The following is a 25,348-nucleotide window of genomic DNA, read 5'->3' on the forward strand; positions in this document are numbered from 1 at the left end:
AGGCTGGTACATTCAACACAGATTCGCGTGTCGAATATCGCCTTCACGGGCAAGGTGGATCGCCACCCCGGTCACTCCAACAGGGCCAATGCTCACCATCCGGCTGCCTAGATGACTCAACCAACCCCCTGCTACCACTGCGCCCTGCCCGTCCCGGCGGGCAGCCGTTTTACCGCTGTCGTGCTCGGGCAAACGCGGGAAATGTGCTGCCCTGGCTGTCAGGCCGTGGCCGAAGCTATTGTCGCTGGCGGCCTGGAAAGTTATTACAGCCATCGCAGCGAAGCCTCGGCCAACCCCGAAACGCTGCCGGTGCAGCTGGTCGACGAACTGGCGCTGTATGACCGCCCCGACGTGCAGGCGCCCTTCGTTCGCCATGACGGCGAGCTGTCGGAAACCACACTGTTGATGGAAGGCATCAGCTGCGCCGCCTGCGGCTGGCTGATCGAAAAACATCTGCGCAGCCTGCCGGCGGTGGCCGAAGCACGTCTGAACCTGTCCAATCACCGCTTGCATGTGCGCTGGGCCGATAGCCAGTTGCCGTTGAGCCAGGTGCTCAGCGAACTGCGCCATATCGGCTACGTCGCCCATCCGTACCAGGCTGATCGCGCGGCCGAGCAACTGGCCGGCGAGAATCGTCTGGCCCTGCGCCAACTGGGCGTTGCCGGCCTGCTGTGGTTCCAGGCGATGATGGCAACCATGGCCACCTGGCCGGAATTCAACATCGATCTCAGCCCGGAGATGCACACCATCCTGCGCTGGATCGCGCTGTTCCTGACCACGCCGATTGTGTTCTACAGCTGCGCACCGTTCTTTCGCGGTGCCATGCGCGATCTGCGCACCCGGCACCTGACCATGGATGTATCGGTATCGCTGGCCATTGGCAGCGCCTACATCGCTGGCATCTGGACCGCGATCACCGGCAATGGCGAATTGTATTTCGACGCGGTCGGCATGTTTGCGCTGTTCCTGTTGGCTGGCCGCTATCTGGAGCGTCGCGCTCGGGAGCGCACCGCTGCTGCAACGGCGCAACTGGTTAACCTGCTGCCCGCCTCGTGCCTGCGTCTGAGTGCGGACGGCCAAAGCGAACGCATCCTGCTCAGTGAACTGCGCATGGGCGATCACGTGCTGGTGCATCCCGGTTCGGTGCTCCCGGCGGATGGCCGCATTGTCGAAGGCCAGTCCAGCGTCGATGAATCATTGCTGACCGGCGAATACCTGCCGCAACCTCGGCAGTCCGGGGATGCAGTCACTGCTGGCACGCTGAATGTCGAAGGCGCGTTGACCGTTGAAGTCCTGGCGCTGGGCCATGACACGCGGCTTTCAGCCATCGTCCGCCTGCTGGAAAGAGCCCAGGCAGACAAACCGCGACTCGCGGAAATTGCCGACCGCGCGGCGCAATGGTTCTTGCTGATTTCATTGATTCTGGCGGCGGCCATCGGCTTGCTATGGTGGCAGATCGACGCGTCCCGGGCGTTCTGGATCGTCCTCGCCATGCTGGTCGCCACTTGCCCATGCGCCTTGTCACTGGCGACCCCGACGGCACTGACCGCTGCCACGGGCACACTGCACAAACTCGGTCTGCTGCTGACCCGTGGCCATGTGCTGGAAGGCTTGAATCAGATTGATACGGTCATTTTCGACAAGACCGGAACCCTGACCGAAGGCCGCCTCGTATTACGCAGCATCAAAACCCTGGGCAAGCTGGATGCGGACACATGCCTGAGCCTGGCTGCGGCCCTGGAAAATCGCTCCGAACACCCCATCGCCCGAGCGTTCGGGCGCGCACCGATCGCCGCTGAAGATGTTCATAGCCAGCCGGGATTGGGTCTCGAAGGCGTGGTCGACGGACAGCGGCTGCGCATTGGTCAACCCGAATTTGTCTGCACCCTCAGCGCCAGCGCTATTCCGCCGATGCCCGGTGATGCAGGCCAGCATTTATTGCTGGGCGACAGCCATGGGCCGTTGGCCTGGTTCATCCTCGATGACCGCTTGCGCGACGATGCGTTCGAATTGCTGCAAGCCTGCAAGGCCCGTGGCTGGAAAACACTGTTGTTGTCGGGGGATAGCTCGCCGATGGTCGCCAGTGTCGCGGCGCAACTGGGCATCGACGAAGCGCGGGGCGGCTTGCGTCCGGACGACAAACTGGCGGTGCTGCAACAACTGCACAGCCAGGGCCGTAAAGTGTTGATGCTTGGCGATGGCGTCAACGATGTGCCGGTGCTGGCCGCCGCCGATATCAGCGTTGCCATGGGCTCAGCCACCGATCTGGCAAAAACCAGCGCCGATGCGGTGTTGCTGTCCAACCGTTTGCAGGCGCTGGTCCAGGCCTTCAGTCTGGCGCGGCGCACCCGCCGGGTAATCATCGAGAATCTGTTGTGGGCCGGGCTGTACAATGGCCTCATGTTGCCGTTCGCGGCACTGGGCTGGATTACCCCGGTCTGGGCAGCCATCGGCATGTCGGTCAGTTCGTTGACCGTGGTGCTCAATGCCTTGCGCCTCACGCGAATGCCAGGCGTTCAGACGCCAGCGGTTGCCATCACCCGTCCGTTGCCGACATGAAACGGCGACCGGCTTCGGAGGCTTTATGCCAGCGCTTTACATCATGATCCCGGCGGCACTGCTCATCGTCGCCATCGCGATCTACATTTTCTTCTGGGCCGTGGACAGCGGCCAGTACGACGACCTCGACAGCCCGGCCCACAGCATCCTGTTCGACGACCAGGACCCGAATCATCAGGCGGCGGTGGACGAGGCTGCGCATAAGGGCCAGCAGCAGAGGAAAGATGAAACTGATGTGTAATTACGGCGGATATGTGGGAGCGAGCTTGCTCGCGAAAAGGCCGGTACCCCCTCTACATTTCCCTCTTCCCAGGTACCGCTTTCGCGAGCAAGCTCGCTCCCACAAAGATCTCCAACAGGTCAGCTACTCATGACTGACCTCGCCCCGCTCCTCGTCTCGGCTGTCATCCTCGGCCTGTTGGGCGGCGGGCATTGTCTGGGCATGTGTGGCGGCTTGATGGGCGCGCTGACGCTGGCGATTCCCAAGGAGCAACGCAGTCGACGCTTCCAGCTGCTGCTGGCCTACAACCTCGGTCGAATCCTCAGTTACGCAACCGCCGGGCTGCTGATCGGCATGGCCGGCTGGGCGATGGCCAACAGTCCGGCGGCCATGGTGCTGCGTGTCATCGCCGCGCTGCTGTTGATTGCCATGGGTTTGTACCTCGCCGGTTGGTGGAGTGGCCTGACACGCATCGAAAGCCTCGGACGCGGCCTGTGGCGCCACATTCAGCCGGTTGCGAGCAAACTGCTGCCCGTATCGAGCCTGCCCAGGGCAATGTTGCTGGGCGCGCTCTGGGGCTGGTTGCCGTGCGGATTGGTCTACAGCACGCTGTTATGGTCGGCCAGCCAGGGCAATGCGCTGGACAGTGCACTGTTGATGCTGGCATTCGGCTTGGGAACCTGGCCGGTGCTGCTGGCGACGGGCCTGGCTGCCGAACGGATGACGGCATTGCTGCGCAAGCGCGGGGTGCGGATGACCGGTGGTTTGCTGGTGATTCTGTTTGGTATCTGGACCTTACCCGGTCCGCACCAACATTGGCTGATGGGGCATTGACCCACATCAACACCCAAATCGATTGCGCTCCCTAGACTGACCGGCACTGCCAGTCTATCCGGGGAACGCCCGCATGCTCGAAGCAATTCAATGGGATTCTGATCTGATACGCCGCTACGACTTGGCGGGGCCGCGCTACACGTCCTACCCCACAGCCGTGCAATTTCAAACACAGGTGGGAGCATTCGACCTGCTCCACGCTCTGCGCGACAGCCGCAAGGCCATGCGCCCCTTGTCGCTCTATGTCCACATCCCGTTCTGCGCGAACATTTGTTATTACTGCGCCTGCAACAAAGTCATCACCAAGGATCGCGGCCGAGCTCAGGCCTACCTACAGCGTCTTGAGCACGAGATCCAGATGATCGCCTGTCATCTGGACCCAGGCCAGGTGGTGGAGCAACTGCACTTCGGCGGCGGCACGCCGACGTTCCTCAGTCATGACGAGTTGCGCCAGTTGATGGCCCAGCTACGCAAGCATTTCAATCTGCTGGAAGATGACTCGGGCGACTACGGCATCGAGATCGACCCACGGGAAGCCGACTGGTCGACCATGGGCCTGTTGCGCGAACTCGGTTTCAACCGGGTCAGCCTTGGCCTGCAGGACCTCGATCCGCAGGTGCAACGCGCGGTCAATCGCCTGCAGAGCCTGGAAGAAACCCAGGCCATCATCGAAGCGGCGCGCACCCTGCAATATCGCTCGGTGAATATCGACCTGATCTACGGCTTGCCCAAGCAAACACCCGATGCCTTCGCCCACACCGTCGACGAAGTCATCACCCTGCAACCGGACCGGCTTTCGGTGTTCAACTACGCGCACCTGCCGGAACGCTTCATGCCGCAGCGCCGTATCGAAGCCGCCGACCTGCCCTCACCGGAAAACAAGTTGCTGATGCTTGAGCAAACCATCGAGCAGCTGACCAAGGCTGGTTACCGTTACATCGGCATGGACCACTTTGCCCTGCCCGATGACGAGCTGGCCGTGGCCCAGGAAGAATTGACCCTGCAACGCAACTTCCAGGGTTACACCACTCATGGCCATTGCGACTTGATTGGCCTGGGCGTTTCCGCCATCAGCCAGATCGGTGATCTGTACAGCCAGAACAGCAGCGACCTCAATGATTACCAGAACCTGTTGGCCAGCGATCAACTGGCGACCAAGCGCGGGCTGATCTGTACGGAAGACGATCGCGTGCGCCGGGCGGTGATCCAACAGTTGATCTGCCATTTCAGCCTGGACTTCGCCGACATCGAAGCCGAATTCGAGATTGATTTTCGCGCTTACTTCAGCGAGCTGTGGCCCGAGTTGGCGACCATGGCCACAGACGGCTTGATCGAGCTGGACACCGACGGCATTCGTGTCATGCCGGCCGGTCGCTTGTTGGTGCGGTCGGTGTGCATGGTGTTTGACGCACATCTTTCGCAGCAGAATCGCCAGCGCTTTTCACGGGTGATATGACACGGGTGATCTGAGCGGATGGCTGCACCACTTCCAGCAGCAGGCGTGGCGCTACATCTTGGCCATGACCAGCATGCTGGCTTTCATTTTGTCAGCCGAACCGAGCTTGAGCTTGCTCATGACCGCCGACAAATCCGACGTGGTGTTGCTGATCTGACGCTGATAAATCGCCGATACCGTTTGCAGGGCCGAGACTTTGGCCTGGCGCATGTCCGGCGTCAGGTACTTGTCCTTCATGGCCGCCTGCAACTCCTTCTCCAGCCGGTCCATGCCTTTCTGGGATTCGCGCACGGAGGTCAGGATTTTTTGCACCGAATCCGGCAGGCCGCTTTCGGCAATGTCGGGATTGGTGGAACGCGCCAGCGCAGCCCGGGCCTGACCCGCAGCGGACAAAGTGACCTGCACGCTATCGCTGGTTTTGGTCGCACGGGTTGCCGTGTTGTCGGCGGCCGGTTCGTTGGAGCTGGTTTGTGCAGGCTTATTGGCGCTTATAAACGCGTTACTGATGGCGGTAAGTGTTGGTGACCACATGAGTGCAAACCCCTGATCAGAAAGCCGATGATCCCAGAACTATCGGCCGATTCGCCAAAACTTGATGCCGGGCATGTTTAATGGTGCTGGCCGGAATCGCTGCGGGTGAGTTACCCTTATAACTTATGTGTGTTTTCCCACAAGGATTAAACCAATGTCCGAGCCAGTCAAGTTGCGTGCTCATACCCAGGCTCACTGCAAGGATTGCAGCCTGGCTCCCCTTTGCCTGCCACTTTCCTTGAACCTCGAAGACATGGACGCGCTTGACCAAATCGTCAAGCGTGGCCGCCCGCTGAAAAAAGGTGAGTTCCTGTTCCGTCAGGGCGACACCTTTGTCTCGGTGTACGCTGTACGTTCCGGCGCACTAAAAACGTTCAGTATCAGCGACAGCGGTGAAGAACAGCTGACCGGTTTCCATCTGCCCAGCGAACTGGTGGGCATGTCGGGCATGGATTCAGAGGCTTACCCGGTATCGGCGCAAGCGCTGGAAACCACGTCAGTCTGTGAAATTCCGTTCGAACGCCTGGACGAGCTGTCGGTGCAGTTGCCGCAGCTACGTCGCCAGTTGATGCGGGTCATGAGCCGGGAAATTCGCGACGATCAGCAAATGATGCTGCTGTTGTCGAAGAAAACCGCCGATGAACGCATCGCGACTTTCCTCGTCAACCTGTCCGCCCGCTTCCGCGCGCGGGGTTTCTCGGCCAACCAGTTCCGCCTGAGCATGTCGCGTAACGAAATCGGCAATCACCTGGGCCTGGCGGTGGAAACCGTGTCTCGGGTGTTCACGCGTTTCCAGCAGAACGAGCTGATTGCAGCCGAAGGCAAGGAAATCCAGATTCTCGATCCTATCCAGCTGTGCGCACTGGCCGGCGGCGCTATCGAAAGCTGAGAGTGCGATCCAGAGCGGGCGGCTTTAGACTAGGCGCGCTATTCATCCCTGCCCTGGATCACCTTTTATGACTGCCGACGAATTCAGCTTCAAATCCCTGATCCGCCCTGTTGTGGACTTCCCCAAGCCAGGCGTGATCTTTCGGGACATCACCCCGCTGTTCCAGTCGCCCAAGGCCACGCGCCTGATCATGGACAGTTTCGTGCAGCGCTACATCGACGCCGACTTCACGCACATCGGCGCGATGGACGCCCGGGGCTTTCTGATCGGCTCGATCATCGCCTACGAACTGAACAAACCGCTGATCCTGTTCCGCAAGCAAGGCAAGCTGCCTGCCGACGTCTTGTCCGAGGCGTACCAGACCGAATATGGCCAGGCGTACCTGGAAGTTCACGCGGACAGCCTGTGTGAAGGCGATTCAGTGGTGATGTTCGATGACCTGATCGCAACTGGCGGCACCTTGATAGCAGCCGCCAACCTGATCCGCCGCATGGGCGCCGAAATCCATGAAGCCGCAGCGATTATCGACCTGCCTGAACTGGGTGGCTCGCAACGCCTGCAAGCCATGCAGATCCCAACGTTCTGCCTGACCGAGTTCGGGCTGGCCGAATAGTGGGAGCGAGCTTGCTCGCGAATAGGCATTCAAATCCGGCAAACCTTTCGTGTCGGACCACCTTCGCGAGCAAGCTCGGCTCCTACAGATTCAGTATTCGAAAGCCTACAAAGCTATCGGCTTACGCCCCGCAAATGAATGCGCCAACGTCCCGCCGTCCACCAGCTCCAGTTCGCCACCCAGCGGTACGCCGTGGGCGATGCGTGAGGTGATCAGGCCTTTGTTGGCCAGCAATTGCGCGATGTAATGCGCCGTCGCTTCGCCTTCCACAGTGGGGTTGGTGGCCAGAATGACCTCGGTGAAGGTGCCTTGCTCGGTGATGCGCGCCAGCAGTTGCGGAATGCCTATGGCTTCCGGCCCCAGGCCATCGAGAGGCGAAAGGTGGCCCTTGAGCACGAAATAACGTCCGCGATAGCCGGTCTGCTCCACCGCATACACGTCCATCGGGCCTTCGACCACGCAGAGCAGCGTATCGTCGCGACGCACGTCGGCGCATTGCGGGCAGAGGTCGTCTTCGGTAAGCGTACGGCACAACCGGCAATGGCCGACGCCTTCCATCGCCTGGCTCAATGCCAGCGCCAGACGCGAACCGCCGCTGCGGTCGCGCTCAAGCAGTTGCAGCGCCATACGTTGCGCGGTCTTTTGGCCGACACCCGGCAAGGTGCGCAGGGCATCGATCAACTGGCGAATCAGTGGGCTGAAGCTCATGGAGAAAGGTCCGACAAAAACACAAGACGCGGTTTATACCCGCGCCCTGTAGGCAGCGTCAATTCACGCGTTGGAAACCTTGATCACTAACTTGCCGAAGTTGCGCCCTTCGAGCAAACCGATGAAGGCTTCAGGGGCCTGCTCCAGACCTTCCACCACATCCTCGCGGAATTTCACCTTGCCGTCAGTCACCAGCGGCAGCATTTCGGTAATGAACTCGTCTCGACGATGGCCATAAGCCTCGTAGACGATAAAGCCCTGCATGAGCGCGCGCTTGGTCAGCAGCGTGCGCATCAGCAACGGAAGCTTGTTCTCGCCTTCTGCAACACCTTGAGCGTTGTACTGGGCAATCACGCCACACAGCGGAATGCGCGCTCGCGGATTGAGCAACGGCAATACCGCATCAAAGACTTTGCCGCCGACCAGCTCGAAGTAAATATCGATACCGTTGCCACAGGCTTGCTTGAGTTCATCGGCAAAATTCTCGCTCTTGTGATCGATGCAGGCATCGAAACCCAGCTCATCGACGACATAGCGGCATTTATCGGCACCGCCCGCGACTCCCACGACCCGCAAGCCTTGCAACTTGGCCACCTGCCCCACCACAGAACCCACCGCACCGGAGGCCGCTGCCACCACCAGGGTTTCCCCGGCTTTTGGCTTGCCGATGTCCATCAGCCCCATGTACGCGGTCATGCCGGGCATACCCAGCACACCCACCGCCATCGATTCGCTGGGCAGGCCTTTGGGCACCGGTTGCAGCAGCGCGCCGTCGCTGATGCTGTGGGTCTGCCAGCCGGTCTGACCGACCACCAGATCGCCCGGCTGGTAGTTCGGATTGCGTGACTGCTCGACGACGCTCACCGCGCCACCTTCCATGACGGCGTCGATTTCCACCGGATCGGCGTAGGACGGCGCGTCGCTCATGCGGCCGCGCATGTACGGATCCAGCGACAGATACAAGGTGCGCAGTTGGACCTGACCGTCTTCCAGATCAGGCAATGCCTCACGCTCGAGACGAAAGTTTTCCGGGGTTGGCGCACCGGTCGGACGCGAGGCCAGAACGATGCGCTGATTGAGGATTAATTCTTGGGTCATCGCAGGGACTCCTTGGTGATGATTTCCACGGGTATGCAGAGCAGACCATCATGCATGGCGGGCGTTCGGTCGGATTGACCTGCGCCAACCCATTGCACGTCGCGCAGAAACAAAAATGCCAGGCACTTGGCCTGGCATTTTCGACACGCGGGTTCAATCAGAACGGCAGTTTCATGCCCGGTGGCAATTGCATGCCTGCGGTCATGCCTGCGGTTTTTTCCTGGCTGGCCTGTTCGATCTTGCGCACCGCGTCGTTGACGGCGGCGGCGATCAGGTCTTCCAGCACTTCCTTGTCTTCCTGCATCAGGCTGTCGTCAAGATTGATGCGCTTGACGTCATGACGACCGGTCATCACCACGCTCACCAGGCCTGCGCCTGATTGGCCGGTCACTTCGGCGTTGGCCAGTTCTTCCTGCATCTTGGCCATTTTTTCCTGCATCTGCTGTGCCTGCTTCATCAGGCCGGCCATGCCACCTTTCATCATGGGATATCTCCTCGCAAATCGATGTAGTTATCTGACGCGACACATTTGGGCGCCGCGCCGTCTGTTAAAGAGTCTGAGCCACCGGGGCATCTACAGGTTTAATCGTATCCTCCCGGATCACCGCGCCAAACTGTTGCAGCATCTGCTGGATGAACGGATCACCGTGGATCGATGCTTCGGCCTGCCGTTGACGCTCACCGCGCAGACGCGAGGCTGCCTGGGCCGGGGTTTCCTGCTCAGGCTTGATCAACTCGACACGCAAGTTGATGGTCCGGCCGCTGTACTGATTCAATGCGTCGTTCAGACGACGATGCTGAGTCGCGTTGTACAGCGCGCTGTGCGCCGGGTCCAGATGCAGCAGCCAATCGTCGCCGTCCATCGCGATCAATGTACAGTTGGCGGCGATGCTGCCGGTCATGCCCGAAATCGGCAGCTTGAGGAACATCTGCAGCCATTCCAGCGCCAGCCCGGTTGCTGGCATCAATGCCGGAGCGGGTTCTGCTTCGACCTCTTCGGCGACGCTTTCGTGCGCCAGTTCATCAAGATAACTGTAGGACGCTGGATCGATATCCACATCCGGCTCGACATAATCGTCGTCCATCGGCGGTTCGTCGTCGCGGTCCATGGGCGCGGGCACGTAAGCGTGTTCGGGGATCGATTCCCGCACGGCCGGAGCTTCCACAATGGCCGGGGCCTGCTCAGCAACGGCTTCGGCCTGCGCTGTTTCAACTTCAGGCGCATCCGGCACCGGCACCGGCGTCGCGGGTGCCGGAGTCGGCATCGGCGTCAGCTCGGGCTGCTCGGCCACGGTATCGAGCATCGGTTCCGGAACGGATTCTAGAACCGGCTCAGGCTCGGCTTCGGGGTCCGCTAGAATCTCTGCCGCCAGCTCTATTGCCGGTGGCGATGCCTTGGGTTCGTTCCACGGCAGGTCGATTTCGGGCTTTTCAACCGCTGGCTGAACAACCGCCGCCGCGCTGACCGGAGCCGGGGCGCTGACTGGAACGGGAGTTACTACCGGCGCGACAACTGCCGCACCGGCCACTGTTGGTCGGGAATCAACTGTGGCCTGATTGATCCCCACTGACTTTAACGGCTGACTCGGCGCTTCCGTGCTGTCCGCAGGCCGGAACGCCAGCATGCGCAGCAGGACCATTTCGAAGCCGCCGCGCGGATCAGGTGCCAAAGGCAGGTCGCGACGGCCGATCAGGCCCATCTGGTAATAAAACTGTACGTCTTCGGCAGGCAACGCCTGGGCCAGCGCCAGCACCCGATCACGATCGCCGTGCCCGTTGTCGATTGCTTCCGGCAATGCCTGGGCGATGGCGACGCGATGCAGCACATTGAGAATTTCCGAGAGCACGCCGTTCCAGTCCGGGCCTTGCTCGGAAAGATGGCGTACCGCTTCCAGCACACTGCGCGCGTCACCGTCGATCAATGCAGTCAACACGTCGAACACCTGACCGTGGTCCAGCGTGCCGAGCATGGCGCGGACGTCGGTGGCCATGACTTTGCCTTCACCGAAGGCAATCGCCTGATCGGTCAGGCTCATGGCGTCGCGCATCGAACCATCGGCGGCGCGCCCAAGCAGCCAGAGTGCATCGTCTTCAAACGGTACATTTTCCACGCTGAGCACGTGAGTCAAATGCTCGACCACGCGTTCAGGTGTCATGTTCTTCAGCGAAAACTGCAGGCAGCGCGACAGGATGGTCGCCGGCAGCTTTTGCGGATCGGTGGTCGCCAGAATGAATTTGACGTAGGGCGGCGGCTCTTCGAGGGTCTTGAGCAGCGCATTGAACGAATGGCTGGAGAGCATGTGCACTTCGTCGATCAGATAGACCTTGAAGCGTCCGCGACTCGGCGCGTACTGCACGTTGTCCAGCAATTCGCGGGTGTCTTCGACCTTGGTGCGGCTCGCGGCGTCGATTTCGATCAGGTCGACGAAGCGGCCCTCGTCGATTTCCCGGCATACCGAACAGGTGCCGCACGGCGTCGACGTAATGCCGGTTTCGCAATTAAGGCATTTGGCTATGATCCGCGCTATGGTGGTTTTACCCACACCGCGCGTGCCGGTGAACAGATAGGCATGGTGCAGCCGCTGACTGTCCAGCGCATTGATCAGGGCCTTCAACACATGAGTCTGGCCGACCATTTCGCGAAACGAGCGCGGACGCCATTTACGTGCAAGAACCTGATAACTCATCGAAAACCGTCGCAACTGGGAAGCGGAAGACCGCTAATGCTAGCGGAGCAAGGGCAAAATTGCATCTGGTGTCATTTCTAATCTGTCCTTCCCACTCAAATGAATGGCATATCTGTCGCAACAGTACCTATCATCAGCTTCATATTGCTCACCCTGAGGGGCTTCATGCGCGATTTGGTCTTGAGCGTCTTGCTGGTGGCTTCCGGTTCCAGCTTCGCCGCTGAGACGCCCTTGCGCTTTTCTATCGCCGATAGCTGGTCAATGCCGTTGGTGAATATCGTCAACAACCAGCCCAATGACGGGATTCTGTTCGACATCATGCAGAGTCTCGCGGCCCAGGTCGGGCGTACTGCCGAATATCACGTACTGCCCCGACTGCGGGTTCAGGCGGCGCTGGAGCGCGGCGACGTCAATGTTCGGTGCTACGCGGCGCAGGCCTGGACAGCCGGGCTTTCGGGGGATTACACCTGGAGCCTGCCGATCCTGATTCAGCGTGACGTGCTGGTGGCCGTGAACGAGGACCGCAGAATCACCAATCCTGCGCAACTTGCGCCCGGTGAAGTGATTGGCACAGTCCTGGGTTATAGCTATCCGGTGCTGCAACCCTTCTTCAATCGGCACCAGCTGATCCGCGAAGACGCCCGCAATCAGGATCAGGTCCTAAAGAAACTTGCGGTCGGGCGCTATCAATATGCAGTGGCCAATAAAATGGCTTTGGACTGGTACAACCGCATCCATCCCGGCAACCCACCGCTGCGCACCGAGGCCTACCTCACCGAACAACCGGCAGGCTGCATTGTGCGCAACGATCCGGATATTCCGGTGCAACGCCTGTTGCGCGTGCTGGTGCGCATGTCGGTATCCGGCGAACTGCAACGGATCATCGACAAATACACCGCACCGTTGCCCAGAGCGGCCGCCTCACTGTCGCAATAACGTCATAAAGCCTCGTTAGGCTCCTGCGAAACATCCTGCAACAATTTCGCAGCGAGCACGCATCAGCATGAGCGACCACCCGGACGACAACAACAAACCCGACGTCAGCAGACGGCGCTTCCTCGGCGGCGTCGCCGTGTTGGGCGCAAGCGCGACGCTTGGCAGCTACGTAAAAGCCGACGCGCTTGCGACTGCAGCGCCGGCCGCTCCCCTCAGCGGCGCGGCGCTGGACAAGGCACTGAGCGACAACGTGAAAACCGTGGTGGTGATCTACGCCGAGAATCGCAGCTTCAACAACCTGTTCGGCAATTTTCCGGGGGTAGAAAAGCCGCTGTCCGCGCTCAAACCCGAGGATTACCAGCAACGCGACCGCGATGGCACGCTGCTACAAAGCCTGCCGCCCGCCTGGGGCGGCGTGTTGCAGGTCGGACCGCAGACCGTCGATGGCGTGACTTATCCGGTCGGCGGCCAATTCCAGGAAAACCTGCCCAATGCGCCCTACCCGCTCAAGGGAATGGATGGCGAAGACTTGCCGTTCGGCCTGGTGACCAGGGACTTGTGGCATGTGTTCTATCAGAACCAGATGCAGATCAACGGCGGCAAAAATGACCGGTTCGTCGCCTGGGCCGATGCGGGCGGCTTGACCATGGGCCACTATGCGCAAAGCCAGTATTCGTTACGCCTGTGGGACGTCGCCAAAGAGTTCGTGCTGTGCGACAACTTCTTTCAGGGTGCTTTCGGCGGCTCGTTCCTGAACCACCACTACTTGATTGCCGCCACCGCGCCCTTCTATCCGAACGCTGCAACCTCGGCGGCGAAATCGCAGATCGCCGCGCTGGAAAGCGACAACCCCCGTGACACACGGCTCAAACCGCTGGAGAAATCACCCGCCAGCGCCATGACCGGGCCACCGCAATTCGGCCCCAGCGCGCTGACGCCGGATGGCTATGGCGTCAACACGCTGGCCCCACCGTACTGGCCGACCTGGCTGCGCGATCCGGAAAAGCCGGACTACTCCAAGCCGGACCTGCCTAACGTGCTGGTGCCACAGAGCCATGAACACATCGGCGACAAACTAAGCCGGAAAAACGTCGATTGGGCGTGGTACGCCGGTGCCTGGCAAGTCACCCTCGACCAGTACAAGGATTCCACCGGTATCCCGAAGATCCCCAACTTTCAGTACCACCACCAGCCGTTCAATTACTTCGTCCAGCAAGGCCCGCAGAACCCGGCTGAGCGCAAAAAGCGCCTGCGGGATGGCGGTCTTGGGGATGAATCGCGCAGCAATAAATTCCTCGCCGACGCCGAAGCCGGAAAATTGCCGGCGGTCACCTTCTACAAGCCGCAGGGCAATCTCAACATGCACGCCGGCTACGCCGATATCGCCGCCGGAGATCGTCACATCGACCGCGTCATCAAGGTGCTGCGCAACAGCCCGCAATGGGAAAACATGGTGATCGTCATCACCGTGGATGAAAACGGCGGCTGGTGGGACCACGTTGCGCCGCCCCAAGGCGACCGCTGGGGACCAGGCTCCCGCGTGCCGGCGATGGTGGTTTCGCCGTTTGCCCGCAAAGGCACGGTGGATCACACGGTGTATGACACCGCCTCTATCCTGCGTCTGATTACGCGTATTCACGGACTGGAAAAACTCAACGGCCTCCAGGAGCGGGACAGCGCGATGATCGCGCGCGGCCAGGCACCCATGGGCGATCTGACCAACGCGCTGCAATTTCCCACATAAGCAGCTGACAACCCTGTCGGCTGCCGAGGCAAGCGGCCGACTTGTGCCCTGAGCGCCGAACGTATTCCTTACAAGGTTCCAATAACCTTGCAAGGAATGCAGGCATGAACCCGTCAACAGCAACAGCTCCGACCCCGACTTTCAAGGATCGCGACAGCACCGACCTGATCGTCGTCCACTGCTCGGCGACCAAAGCCTCAGCCGACATCGGCGTACGCGAAATCACCCAGTGGCATATCCAGCGCGGCTTTGACACCGTGGGCTACCACTACGTCATCCGCCGCAACGGCGAACTGGAAACCGGTCGCCCGGAAAGCGCCATCGGTGCCCATGTACGCGGACACAACAGCAACTCCATCGGCGTTTGTCTGGCGGGGGGCGTGGATGCGAACAACAAGCCCGAGAACAACTTCACCCCGGAACAATTCGCCAGTCTTGAGACCCTATTGCGCGAGCTGGGAAAACGCTATCCGCAGGCGAAGATTCTTGGGCACCGCGACCTGTCACCCGACAAAAATGGCGACGGCAAAATCACCCCGAACGAATTCATCAAGGCGTGTCCGTCGTTTGATGTGGCGCAGTGGCTCAAGGATCTGTAGATGCTTTGTTGCAGAGTCTGATGCCTGGTTACGCCATTCCCTGTGGGAGAGGACTTGTCCTCGATGGCGCCTTCCCGGACAAGTCCGGTCCTACCTGCACAAGACCGGTACAGACTGTGTGAAAACGTCACGAGCGATGACAAGACAAGGCAAAAACAGGCGAAAAAGCGGAGTCTAGGTGTTCTAAATGAGCATTTTTCGCCTGTTTTTAACGCAGTATTGTCGAGCGCAGTAGTTTTCACACAGTCTGGGTAGGAGGGGACTTGTCCCCGAAGAGCAATCTGCCTGAACCACTGCTATCGAGGACAAGTCCTCTCCCACAAAAGCCCTTCCCCCCTCCCGCTATTTCAGGCGACGTAATTGGGGACAAGCGCCAACAGATCCGTCGAGCCGACATCGACGCCTGCTTGCGTGAGCAGCGTCGTTGCCTGCCCGCGATGGTGCGTCTGGTGATTGAAAAAATGCGTCAGCAGGCCGTAGAAATTCCTGTCCGCCTTGATGCCCGCAGTGTTGCTGTACGACAAAACCGTATCCAGATCGGCTTCGGACAACTCAGCCGTCCACTCGACAATCACTTGATCAAGCATCTGCCGCCGGGCCAGCAGCGCGCCCAGCTCGGTGAACAGCAACTGACTCAGCGCCTGCGGGTCTTCCAGATGTTTGATCGGCTCAAGGCTCGGGTGATCGGCCGGATGGCGGGCAAAGCGCTTGAGCCAGATGGTATCGGCGACAACCAGATGATTCAGCGTGCCAAGGATCGAACCGAAAAACGCTTTGCGATCGGCACACAGCTCGTCACTGCAAAGGCCGGCCGCAGCCTGATAAACCTTTTCGTTCATCCAGCGGTTGTAGTCGGCCATCAGCTGCAAATGTTGGATTCGGTTCACGGCACAATTCCCATGGCGAAGTACCTTTATGCGAGACGCTAATGAGTCTGGACGATGCTGTCCATCGTATTGCCGGAGGCTAGATTATCTAGAGGGGTACAGCGAAAGGATTCGGGTATTGCGAAGGGGCGTTATGGAGGCAACCCCACCAGCCACACCCCGGCACACAATGTTCCCGCTGTGGCTGCTTCCTTCCGGATCTGACCAGGTTCACGGGTAATCGTTGCGGGGGGACCGATGGGGTCACCATAACGACGCTCGCCTGTCGGCAAGCCGCGCCATTGTACCGGTCTGACGCGAAGTTACAACCCGTTACCCGGATAAAAAACTCGATAGCGCTCAAGCACTTGTGTGAAGGCTGCGCGCTGGGTTGCTCCTTGCCGGTCTGCCACACCCGCACGCACCCGCCAACACTCAGCCGGGCGACACCCTGGCCGCGTTGGAAAAGCAGGTGTTTAACCTGAGCGGGCCTTTTCACTAATTGTCATAATGCGCACCGACTACATTTCCTGTCAGACGGGGCGTTCAATCAGTGATGAAAAACCAGGTTGTGAGTTACCAGACGCTGACCGAAGCTCAGCGAAAGCAGCTCGACCTGCTGGAGATCTTGCCTGAGCAGATTCCGTTCTCGGGCGATATTTACTGCGCGTTGAATACGCTGCTGATCCGGTCGACTGCTGATATTGAAGGATTCGTCCTGCTGGAGGATGACCAACCGGTAGGATTCTTCATGCTCAAACGTGGGGAGTTTCTACCGGCTTGGGCGACCCAGGGTTCGGCTACGCTGCACGCCCTTCAAATTGACCGACGCGTTCAAGGTAAGGGGCTGGGCAAGGTTTTTCTGCAAGGCCTGCCAGACGCCGTTCGAGCGAAGTGGCCGGATATCCAGCAAATAATGCTCTCGGTGGACGCCGATAATCTGCCCGCGCTGAATCTGTATCTCGGCCAGGGCTGGATCGATACCGGCGAAGCGTACAAAGGCCGGATCGGATATGAGCGACGTCTGGTGCTGAGCCTGTAGCACAAGATCCGTAGGACCGGCTTTAGCCGGGAGACCGCCCTCCCGGCTAAAGCCGGTCCTGCCAAATGACGTCACCCGGCCGTTCCCACGGAATAACGCGGTGATTCAGATGGCATCTGATCACTGCGCCTGCAGCGCCTCATCCGCCTTGCCGCCAGCATCCTGGATCACCAGATGGATGAAATGCAGCTTGGTGATGACCGCCGGTGACAGAACGAACGGATAGAAATCCGGCTGTCCCATGCTGCGTGACAGCTCATTGAGCATGCCCGCCAGTTCGATCCAGGCATTGACGAACGACAGGAACGCCGGGCCGCCGGGATGCTGCGGGTCGTACAGCGTCTCCAGCGGGAATGGCTGGTAATCCAGATCCATGTCGCGGGCACTCATGCCGAAACCCAGCGCGGTATCGACCGCATCCATCATGTGCAGGTAGTGCGCCCAGGTTTCCGCCCAGTCTTCCCACGGATGCATGGTGGCGTAGGCGCTGACGAAGCCCTGCTGCCAGTCCGCTGGAGCGCCATGCTGGTAATGGTGATCCAGGGCATCGGCGTAGCTGGCGCGATCATCGCCGAACAGGCTACGAAAACCGTCTTGCCAGTAAGTGTCGGCGATCAAGCGATCCCAATAGTAGTGCCCAACTTCGTGTCGGAAATGTCCCAGCAAGGTCCGGTAAGGTTCGTGCATCTGCACCCGAACCTTCTCGCGATGATCGTCGTCAGCTTCCTTGATATCCAGCGTGATCAAGCCATTGGCATGGCCGGTGGTGGGCAGCTTGCCTTCCAGATCCACGCCGACGAAATCAAAGGCAAGACCGCGTTCTTCGTCCCGAGTCTTGGGAATGACCTGCAAGCCCAGCGAGATCAGCTGCGCGACCAGGCGGCGCTTGGCGGTTTCGACCTTGCACCAGCGTTCGCCGTTTTCCGCTACCGACAGATCGGGAATGGTCCGGTTAAGGCTGCACGCGATGCAGAATTCCCCGGTGTTGTGCTCGGAAAACAGCCAGTTGCAGGCCGCCGGTGTGCTGAGGTTGGCGCAACGTCGATAGAGCCCGGCGCCGGGCTCGTCGCTCAAGCGCCAGGTGTTTGCTTCAGGACCGGGCTCCAGCGCACTGAGGCGGCCTTGCTCCGGCAAATAGCCCAGCGCTGCGGAACAAGACAGGCACTGGGTATTGGGAAAGAAGATCGACTGCCCGCATTGGCACTGCCAGACCTTGCTGGCGCGCTTGGTTTCGCCGACAAATGGCGCGGCAATACGTGAACTGAGTTGCTCGAAAAACCGGTACATGACGATCTCCTTGTAAGCGTGCAAGCACTAGATCATCGGCGTTTGCGGGGGTTCCATGATTTAACAAAGTACAGATCCCGCGAGGTTCGCAGGACCGGCTTTAGCCGGGAGAGCGCCCTCCCGGCTAAAGCCGGTCCTACGGTATCGCCACCAGACGTTGAACGCTCAATCCGCCTTGATGCCATGCTTGCCAAGGAAAGCCACAAACGCCTCTTCATCCAGCACTTTGAGTCCCAGTTCATTGGCCTTGGTCAGTTTCGACCCGGCACCCGGCCCGGCGACTACCGTATGGGTCTTGGCGGAAACCGAGCCGGAGACTTTCGCGCCGAGGCTTTCGAGTTTTTCCTTGGCAATGTCGCGGCTCATCAGTTCCAGCGAACCGGTCAACACCCAGGTCTGCCCGGCCAGCGGCAAGCCTTCGACGACTTTTTTCTCGCTCTGCCAATGCATGCCGAAGTCTTTGAGCTGCGCTTCGATGGCCAGGCCGTGCGCGGCGCGCTCAGGGTCGTCGAAGAAATCCCGTACGGCCTTGGCTTGCTTCTCGGGCAATGCCTGGCGCATGTCCAGCCAATCCGCGTCGATCACCGCTTGCAGCGAGCCGAACTTGTCGGCCAGTTTCTGCGCCGCACCGGGGCCAACCGCCGGGATGTTCAGCTTGTCGATCAAGCCACCCAGGGTCGCGCTGGCGGCGAATTCCGCGCCCAGCTCGCCCTGATCCTGCAACTCCAGGCCGCGCTCACCCAGCAGCGCGTCAATGACGTTGCGGTTGTGCTCGTCTTCGAAAAAGCTGTGGATCTCGTGGGCCACTTCCAGGCCGACATCCGGCAGGTAGGTCAGGACTTCCGGCAATGCCTGCTTGACCCGCTCCAGCGACGCCAAAGAGCGCGCCAGCACCTTGGCGGTCTCCTCGCCGACATCAGGAATGCCCAGCGCATAGATGAAGCGCGCCAGGGTCGGGCGCTTGCTGTCTTCGATGGCCTTGAGCAGCTTATTGCTGGAAATTTCCGCGAAGCCTTCCAGATCGACGATCTGCTCGAATTTCAGGCCATACAGGTCCGCCGGGGAACCGATGAGCTTCTCGTCCACCAATTGCTCGATGGTTTTGTCGCCCAGGCCTTCAATGTCCATCGCCCGTCGCGAAACATAGTGAATGATTGCTTGCTTGAGCTGCGCCCCGCAGGCCAGACGTCCCACGCAGCGATACACCGCGCCTTCGCTGACGGTTTCCTTGCCCTTGCTGCGCTTGATCAACTGCGTGCGTTCCACATGGGAGCCGCACACCGGGCAGGTCTGGGGAATTTCGACGGGGCGGGCGTTTTCCGGGCGTCGTTCAAGCACCACTTGCACGACTTGCGGGATCACGTCGCCAGCACGGCGGATAATCACGGTGTCGCCGATCATCAGGCCCAAACGCGCGACTTCGTCCATGTTGTGCAAGGTTGCATTGGCAACGGTAACGCCCGCAACCTTGACCGGTTTCAGGCGCGCAACCGGCGTGACCGCACCGGTACGACCCACCTGAAACTCGACGTCCAACAGTTCGGTGAGTTCTTCCATGGCTGGGAATTTATGGGCGATGGCCCAACGCGGCTCACGGGCACGAAAACCCAGTTCGCGCTGGGAAGCCAGGCTGTTGACCTTGAACACCACGCCGTCGATTTCATAGCTCAGCGACAGGCGACGCTCGCCAATGTCGTGGTAATACGCCAGGCATTCATCAATGCCGTTGGCCAGTTTCAGTTCGCGACTGACCGGCATGCCCCATTTCTTGAGTTGGTTGAGGTTGCCGATGTGCGTGTCGGCGAACTCCTCGGACACCTGGCCCAGACCGTAAGCGCAGAATTCCAGCGGACGATTGGCAGTGATCTTCGAATCCAGCTGGCGCAGGCTGCCAGCAGCGGCGTTACGCGGATTGGCGAAGGTCTTGCCGCCGACTTCCAGCTGGCTGGCATTGAGCCGCTCGAAACCGGCCTTGGACATGAACACTTCGCCGCGTACTTCCAGCGTCTGCGGCCAGCCGCTGCCATGCAACTTCAGCGGGATATTGCGCACGGTCCGCACGTTGACGCTGATGTCTTCGCCGGTGGTGCCATCGCCTCGGGTTGCGCCACGCACCAACGCGCCATCGCGATACAACAGACTGACCGCCAGGCCATCGAGCTTCGGCTCGCAGCTGTATTGCACCTTGGCGCCTTCGTTCAACAAATCCCCAACCGGCAAATCGAGGCCTTCGGTGACACGGCGGTCGAACTCACGCATGTCGTTTTCTTCGAAGGCGTTGCCCAGGCTGAGCATCGGGACTTCGTGGCGCACTTGAGTAAACGCCGAAAGCGCCGCGCTGCCGACCCGCTGGGTGGGCGAATCCGGGGTGACCAAATGTGGATTCTCCACTTCCAGCGCCTTGAGCTCGTGGAACAGCCGGTCGTATTCCACGTCCGGAATGCTCGGCTCGTCGAGCACGTGGTAGCGGTAGTTGTGTTGGTCCAGCTCTGCACGCAGTTCGAGGATTCGGGTTTCGGCGGCTTTCATTCGGTGTTCTCTTAAAATGCAAAAGAGCAGCCTGGGCTGCTCAAATGGTGTTGCTGCTCGGACCTGAACCTTGTGGGACCGGCTTTAGCCGGGAAGGCGATGTACCAGACGCAAAATAGACGTCGGATGAACCGCCCTCTTCCCGGCTAAAGCCGGTCCTACGAGGTCAACGACGCTGAGTCAACGCGCGGCGTTCGAATTCCACGATGCGCTGACGATAATGCTCGATGGTCTGCGCGGTCATGACGCTACGCTGGTCGTCTTTCAGTTCACCGTTGAGTTCATGAGCCAGCTTGCGAGCAGCAGCAACCATGAGATCAAAAGCCTGCTTTGGATGACGCGGGCCTGGCAAACCGAGGAAGAAGCTTACGGCGCGGGTGCTGAAATGGTCGATATCGTCCAGATCGAAAACGCCCGGTTTGACCGCGTTGGCCATGGAAAACAGCACTTCGCCGTTGCCCGCCATGCTTTCGTGACGATGGAAAATGTCCATCTCGCCGAAACGCAGGCCACTTTCCAGAATGTTCTGCAGCAGGGCCGGACCCTTGAAGCCGCTTTCGTCACGGGAAATCACGCTGATCACCAGCACTTCTTCCACCGGCGGCAAATCCTTGTCTTCGGTGATGCGCTGCTTCGGCTTGTCGTCCGGGAACTCGTCGTCGCGCCCGGTGAACAGGCTTGGGCCGTCCAGATCGAGGTTCAGGTCGCCCTGCTGCGGCTCGTCCTTGCGCTTGTTGCTGCGTTTGTTGTCACGCGGGCTCGCGCTCATCGACGGCAGGTCGTGCTCGTCAAGTTGCGGCTCCTTGTGGGTATCCAGCACGCGCGGCGGGCCAAGCACCTCGGCGGACGAAGTTTCATCATCGTCCGGCAGGTTGGAAAAGCTCCGGTCGAGCCTGAATTTCAATTTACCTTTGCCGCCGCGCATACGGCGCCAGCCATCGAAAAGAATACCGGCAATGACAATAATGCCGATGACGATCAGCCACTCGCGCAGACCGATTTCCATGTAATCCCGTGCCTCTAATAAAGAATGCTGAAAATAAGGGCCTAAACCCCTTTAAAACGTGGTGCCAAGTCTATGTTCTGACTGGCAATTTGCCCACGCGAAAAGAAAAAGTGGACATTAAGCTAGCACGACCAAAGGCAACTTTACACCGTCTGATACATCTGGTTTGCGCCAGAAGCGTTATCTACCGCACAGACCTCTGCATAACGCGCTATCAAAGCGCCATTTTCGCGCCTCGGACGCTCCGCAAATCAGGCATCTACCAACGCCATCGCCTCCTCCACATCCACCGCCACCAGCCGCGAACAACCCGGCTCGTGCATGGTTACACCCATCAGTTGATCAGCCATTTCCATGGCGATCTTGTTGTGGGTGATGTAAATGAACTGCACTGTCTGCGACATCTCCTTAACCAGTCTGGCATAACGTCCGACGTTGGCATCGTCCAGTGGTGCATCCACTTCGTCGAGCATGCAGAACGGTGCCGGATTGAGTTTGAAAATGGCAAAAACCAGAGCCAAAGCGGTCAAGGCCTTCTCACCACCGGACAACAAATGAATGGTGCTGTTCTTCTTGCCGGGGGGACGCGCCATGATTGTCACCCCTGTATCGAGTAAATCTTCGCCCGTCAGTTCCAAATAAGCAGAGCCACCACCGAAAACTTTTGGGAAAAGTGCCTGAATTCCGCTATTTATCTGATCGAAGGTCTCTTTGAAGCGATTGCGAGTCTCCTTGTCGATCTTGCGAATCACGTTTTCCAGCGTATCCAGCGCCTCCACCAGATCGGCGTTTTGTGCATCCAGATAGCGTTTGCGTTCGGACTGTTGCTGATACTCATCAATCGCTGCGAGGTTGATCGCGCCCAAGCGCTGAATACGCGCACTGATGCGTTCCAGTTCTTCTTCAGCGTCTTTTTCGTTGGCTTGCGGCGTGAGCGTCGCGAGGACGCCGTGCAAGTCATAACCGTCTTCGAGCAATTGATCCTGCAAGGTTTTGCGCCGCACCGTGAGCGACTGCCATTCCATGCGTTGCTGCTCCAGCTGACCGCGCAGCAACTGTGATTGCTGTTCGGCCTGGGTCCGACGTTTTTCGGCGTCGCGCAATTCCCGGTCGGCGTCTTCCAGCGCGATTTTCGCAGTACGCATTTCCTCGTCGACGACCATGCGCCGTTCGAGCAGCTCTTCAAGCTTGAGCCGCAGCTCTTCGAGCGGCGCTTCGCCCTCTTCCAGATTCAGGTTCAGTTGCTCGCGTTTTTCAGTCAGGCGCTCGGATTGCATTTCCAGCCGCTCCAGCGCCTGGCGCGTGGAATCGTGCTGCGCGCGCAACGAACCCAGACGAACTGCCAGCTGATGGGCATGATCCTTGTGCTGCCGGGCTTCCTGGCGGACGCGATCCAGACGTTCGCGCAGGCTGTCGCGCTGGGCCTGAAGCAGCTCGCGCTGTTCGGTATCCAGCGCCATGGCGTCCAGCGCGTCCTGCAATTGCAGGCGCGATTCGCCAAGGCTTTCATGTTCGATGGCGCGCTGCTCACCCAGTTCGGCCAGCTCTTCGTCCAATCGCGTGCGGCGCAAGGTCAGCTGTTCGACCTTGGCCTTGGCCGCCGAAAGCTGCGCGGTGAGTTCGCTCTGTTGCCGGGTTTCGTCCTGCACACGGCGACGCAACTGTTCACGGCTTTCTTCCTGCAACGACTGTTGTTCGCGCAAGGTCAGCAATTGTTCTTCAAGGGCGGCCAGCGTGGCTTCTCGTTCGTCGCGCTCAAGGCCCAGGCGCTGCAACTCCTGACCACGGGCCAGCACGCCGCTTTGCGCTTCGCTGGCGCGCCGGACCCGCAGGAAATGTCGGCCGACCCAATAACCGTCGCGACTGATCAGGCTTTGTCCGGCCGTCAGCTGACCGCGCTGGGCCAAAGCGTCGTCAAGGGTTTCCACAGGTTTGACCTGGCCGAGCCAGATCGACAGGTCCATGGCGCTGTCGACTTTTTCCAGCAGGCTGCCGGGGATGCGCACGGCGTCCGCCGACGGATTGATCAAGCGCAAATCGCCCTGCTGAAAACCGGCCAGATCCAGCCCGTCGAAGTCATCGACCAGGACCGCCTGCAAATCGGCGCCGAGCACGGTTTCCACCGCCAGCTCCCAGCCCGCCTCGACCCGCAAGCCTTCGGCCAGACGCGGGCGCTCGGCCAGATCGTGTTCACGCAGCCATTCGGCGGTGCCGGTGTCAGGGTCCAAAGCCGCTTGTTGCAAGGCTTCCAGTGACGCCAATCGTCCATTGAGCCGTTGCAGTTCGCCCTGGGCCTGTTGCTGCGCCTGATTGGCCTGTTGCAGTTCGCTACGCAGCTGCTCGACGCGTTCGACGGCCTGTTCTTCGCCGATGTGCAGCTCTTCAAGGGTCATTTCCCGGGTGGCGAGGTCTTCGCTGAGTTCCAGGATCACCGCATCTTCCGGCGCAGCGGCGAGCAACTGACGCTCTTCGCCCAGACGCCGCTGGCGCTCGCCCAGGCGCTCCATGCTCTGTTCCAGCTGCTGGATCCGCGATTGCTGCACTTCGGCCTGACGCGCAGGTTCGGCAGACTTCTGATTGAACGTCTCCCATTGCTCCTGCCAGCCATGCATCACGGTTTCTGCGTCTTCCAGGGAAGCAGCGGATTCCTCGGCGGCGGCGCTGGTCATTTCCTGCTCAGGCTCAAGCATTTCCAGCTCTTCGCCCAAGGTCGCCAGCAAGGTGCGGTCGTGGCCCAGATGCGATTCGGTTTCCAGCCGCGCGCGCTCGGCCTCACGCAAATCGTCCTGCAATTGGCGCAAGCGCTGCTGGCCGTGCTGGATGCTCTGCTCGATCCGTGCAATGTCGCCGCCCACCGAATAAAAGCGCCCTTGCACCAGATTGAATCGCTCGGACAGGTCGTGATGCCCGTCTCGAAGGCGCTCAATGCTCGCATCGGCGCTGCGCTGGTCGGCGACCAAGGCTTCGAAACCCACTTCCTGATTGCCGATCACCGCTTCGCGCTGGCCGACCTGGTCGTTCAACGCCTGCCAGCGCAAGGCCGACAACTGGGCCTTGAGCTGGCGCTCTTCGCCTTTGTATTCCTGATACTTCTCGGCGGCCTGGGCCTGGCGATGCAAGCGTTCAAGCTGACGCTCCAGCTCTTCGCGCAGGTCGGTCAGGCGGGCGAGGTTTTCGTGGGTGCGGCGAATGCGGTTTTCAGTCTCGCGACGGCGTTCCTTGTACTTGGAGATGCCGGCCGCTTCTTCGATGAAGTTACGCAGGTCCTCGGGCTTGGCTTCGATCAGCTTGGAGATCATGCCCTGCTCGATGATCGAGTAGCTGCGCGGCCCAAGGCCGGTGCCGAGGAAGATGTCGGTGATGTCCCGGCGACGGCACTTGGTACCGTTGAGGTAGTAGCTGTTCTGGCTGTCGCGGGTCACTTTGCGGCGAATGGAAATTTCCGCGTAGCTGGCGTATTCGCCCACCAGCGTGCCATCGGAGTTATCGAACACCAGCTCGATGCTCGCCTGGCTGACCGGTTTGCGGGTCGTGGAGCCGTTGAAGATGACATCGGTCATCGACTCGCCGCGCAGGTTCTTGGCCGAGCTTTCGCCCATGACCCAGCGCACGGCGTCGATGATGTTGGATTTGCCGCAGCCGTTGGGGCCTACGACTGCCGCCATGTTGCTGGGGAAGTTCACCGTGGTGGGGTCGACGAAGGACTTGAACCCCGCCAGCTTGATGCACTTCAGGCGCATGGGG

The 25,348-nt window shown here is 60.1% G+C and carries 20 protein-coding genes and 1 other RNA gene; 10 read left to right on the top strand and 11 right to left on the bottom strand.

Annotated features, from left to right (window positions below; all coding sequences use genetic code 11):
- Positions 1-111 precede the first annotated feature (111 nt).
- From AFK24_RS28035 to hemN, 4 genes are all read left to right on the top strand, one after another.
- Positions 112-2,559, top strand: a complete 2,448-nt coding sequence (locus AFK24_RS28035) for a heavy metal translocating P-type ATPase (protein WP_065836331.1) — start codon at positions 112-114, stop codon at positions 2,557-2,559.
- Between the two features lie 25 nt (positions 2,560-2,584).
- Positions 2,585-2,800 carry a cbb3-type cytochrome oxidase assembly protein CcoS gene (ccoS, locus tag AFK24_RS28040; RefSeq protein WP_065836332.1) on the top strand — a complete coding sequence of 72 codons (216 nt, stop codon included), beginning with the start codon at positions 2,585-2,587 and terminating at the stop codon, positions 2,798-2,800.
- Positions 2,801-2,929: 129 nt separating this feature from the next.
- On the top strand, positions 2,930-3,613 hold the full coding sequence (locus AFK24_RS28045) for a sulfite exporter TauE/SafE family protein (RefSeq protein ID WP_065836333.1): 684 nt from the start codon (positions 2,930-2,932) through the stop codon (positions 3,611-3,613).
- A gap of 73 nt (positions 3,614-3,686) precedes the next feature.
- Positions 3,687-5,069 carry an oxygen-independent coproporphyrinogen III oxidase gene (gene hemN, locus AFK24_RS28050; protein WP_065836334.1) on the top strand — a complete coding sequence of 461 codons (1,383 nt, stop codon included), beginning with the start codon at positions 3,687-3,689 and terminating at the stop codon, positions 5,067-5,069.
- A gap of 51 nt (positions 5,070-5,120) precedes the next feature.
- Here the strand turns inward: hemN and AFK24_RS28055 are convergent, their stop codons facing one another.
- Positions 5,121-5,600, bottom strand: a complete 480-nt coding sequence (locus tag AFK24_RS28055) for a hypothetical protein (protein WP_080482354.1) — start codon at positions 5,598-5,600, stop codon at positions 5,121-5,123.
- 154 nt (positions 5,601-5,754) lie between these two features.
- Between AFK24_RS28055 and fnr the strand changes: the two genes are divergently transcribed.
- Positions 5,755-6,489, top strand: coding sequence for a fumarate/nitrate reduction transcriptional regulator Fnr (gene fnr / locus AFK24_RS28060; protein WP_065836335.1), 735 nt, complete (start codon positions 5,755-5,757; stop codon positions 6,487-6,489).
- A gap of 67 nt (positions 6,490-6,556) precedes the next feature.
- Entirely contained in the window at positions 6,557-7,102 is a 546-nt protein-coding gene (locus AFK24_RS28065) for an adenine phosphoribosyltransferase (RefSeq protein ID WP_065836336.1), read from the top strand.
- A 105-nt stretch (positions 7,103-7,207) separates the two neighbouring features.
- Here AFK24_RS28065 and recR read toward each other — a convergent pair whose 3' ends face one another.
- The 4 genes from recR to dnaX all read right to left on the bottom strand — a co-directional run bounded on the left by recR (position 7,208) and on the right by dnaX (position 11,595).
- A complete protein-coding gene (recR, locus tag AFK24_RS28070) occupies positions 7,208-7,810 on the bottom strand; it encodes a recombination mediator RecR (RefSeq protein WP_065836337.1) in 603 nt (200 codons plus the stop codon).
- A 63-nt stretch (positions 7,811-7,873) separates the two neighbouring features.
- Positions 7,874-8,908, bottom strand: coding sequence for an NADP-dependent oxidoreductase (locus AFK24_RS28075; RefSeq protein ID WP_065836338.1), 1,035 nt, complete (start codon positions 8,906-8,908; stop codon positions 7,874-7,876).
- A 157-nt stretch (positions 8,909-9,065) separates the two neighbouring features.
- Complete coding sequence (locus tag AFK24_RS28080) at positions 9,066-9,392, bottom strand: YbaB/EbfC family nucleoid-associated protein (RefSeq protein WP_020292807.1); 327 nt, start codon at positions 9,390-9,392, stop codon at positions 9,066-9,068.
- A gap of 64 nt (positions 9,393-9,456) precedes the next feature.
- Positions 9,457-11,595: a DNA polymerase III subunit gamma/tau gene (dnaX, locus tag AFK24_RS28085; protein ID WP_065836339.1), complete on the bottom strand. Its 2,139-nt coding sequence runs from the start codon at positions 11,593-11,595 to the stop codon at positions 9,457-9,459.
- Positions 11,596-11,760: 165 nt separating this feature from the next.
- Here dnaX and AFK24_RS28090 point away from each other — a divergent pair, with 165 nt between their 5' ends.
- From AFK24_RS28090 to AFK24_RS28100, 3 genes are all read left to right on the top strand, one after another.
- Entirely contained in the window at positions 11,761-12,531 is a 771-nt protein-coding gene (locus tag AFK24_RS28090; RefSeq protein WP_065836340.1) for a substrate-binding periplasmic protein, read from the top strand.
- A gap of 67 nt (positions 12,532-12,598) precedes the next feature.
- Entirely contained in the window at positions 12,599-14,275 is a 1,677-nt protein-coding gene (gene acpA, locus AFK24_RS28095; RefSeq protein WP_065836341.1) for an acid phosphatase, read from the top strand.
- A 104-nt stretch (positions 14,276-14,379) separates the two neighbouring features.
- The gene (locus AFK24_RS28100; protein WP_065836342.1) at positions 14,380-14,874 is read left to right on the top strand and encodes a peptidoglycan recognition protein family protein; all 495 of its coding nucleotides are present in this window, start codon (positions 14,380-14,382) and stop codon (positions 14,872-14,874) included.
- A gap of 347 nt (positions 14,875-15,221) precedes the next feature.
- Here the strand turns inward: AFK24_RS28100 and AFK24_RS28105 are convergent, their stop codons facing one another.
- Both AFK24_RS28105 and ffs read right to left on the bottom strand, forming a co-directional pair.
- Positions 15,222-15,761: a DinB family protein gene (locus tag AFK24_RS28105; RefSeq protein WP_065836343.1), complete on the bottom strand. Its 540-nt coding sequence runs from the start codon at positions 15,759-15,761 to the stop codon at positions 15,222-15,224.
- 143 nt (positions 15,762-15,904) lie between these two features.
- Positions 15,905-16,001: signal recognition particle sRNA small type (gene ffs / locus AFK24_RS28110), an RNA gene on the bottom strand.
- Positions 16,002-16,296: 295 nt separating this feature from the next.
- Here ffs and AFK24_RS28115 point away from each other — a divergent pair.
- Entirely contained in the window at positions 16,297-16,782 is a 486-nt protein-coding gene (locus AFK24_RS28115; protein WP_065836344.1) for a GNAT family N-acetyltransferase, read from the top strand.
- A gap of 120 nt (positions 16,783-16,902) precedes the next feature.
- Here AFK24_RS28115 and AFK24_RS28120 read toward each other — a convergent pair whose 3' ends face one another.
- The 4 genes from AFK24_RS28120 to smc form a co-directional block, all read right to left on the bottom strand.
- Positions 16,903-18,069, bottom strand: coding sequence for a zinc-binding metallopeptidase family protein (locus AFK24_RS28120; RefSeq protein ID WP_065836345.1), 1,167 nt, complete (start codon positions 18,067-18,069; stop codon positions 16,903-16,905).
- A gap of 165 nt (positions 18,070-18,234) precedes the next feature.
- Positions 18,235-20,598 carry an NAD-dependent DNA ligase LigA gene (gene ligA / locus AFK24_RS28125; protein WP_065836346.1) on the bottom strand — a complete coding sequence of 788 codons (2,364 nt, stop codon included), beginning with the start codon at positions 20,596-20,598 and terminating at the stop codon, positions 18,235-18,237.
- A gap of 166 nt (positions 20,599-20,764) precedes the next feature.
- Positions 20,765-21,604, bottom strand: coding sequence for a cell division protein ZipA (gene zipA, locus AFK24_RS28130; RefSeq protein ID WP_065836347.1), 840 nt, complete (start codon positions 21,602-21,604; stop codon positions 20,765-20,767).
- Positions 21,605-21,855: 251 nt separating this feature from the next.
- Positions 21,856-25,344: a chromosome segregation protein SMC gene (gene smc, locus AFK24_RS28135; RefSeq protein WP_065836348.1), complete on the bottom strand. Its 3,489-nt coding sequence runs from the start codon at positions 25,342-25,344 to the stop codon at positions 21,856-21,858.
- Positions 25,345-25,348 lie beyond the last annotated feature (4 nt).

Origin of the sequence: Pseudomonas syringae (assembly GCF_001698815.1) — a bacterium.
GTDB classification, from domain to species: domain Bacteria; phylum Pseudomonadota; class Gammaproteobacteria; order Pseudomonadales; family Pseudomonadaceae; genus Aquipseudomonas; species Aquipseudomonas syringae_A.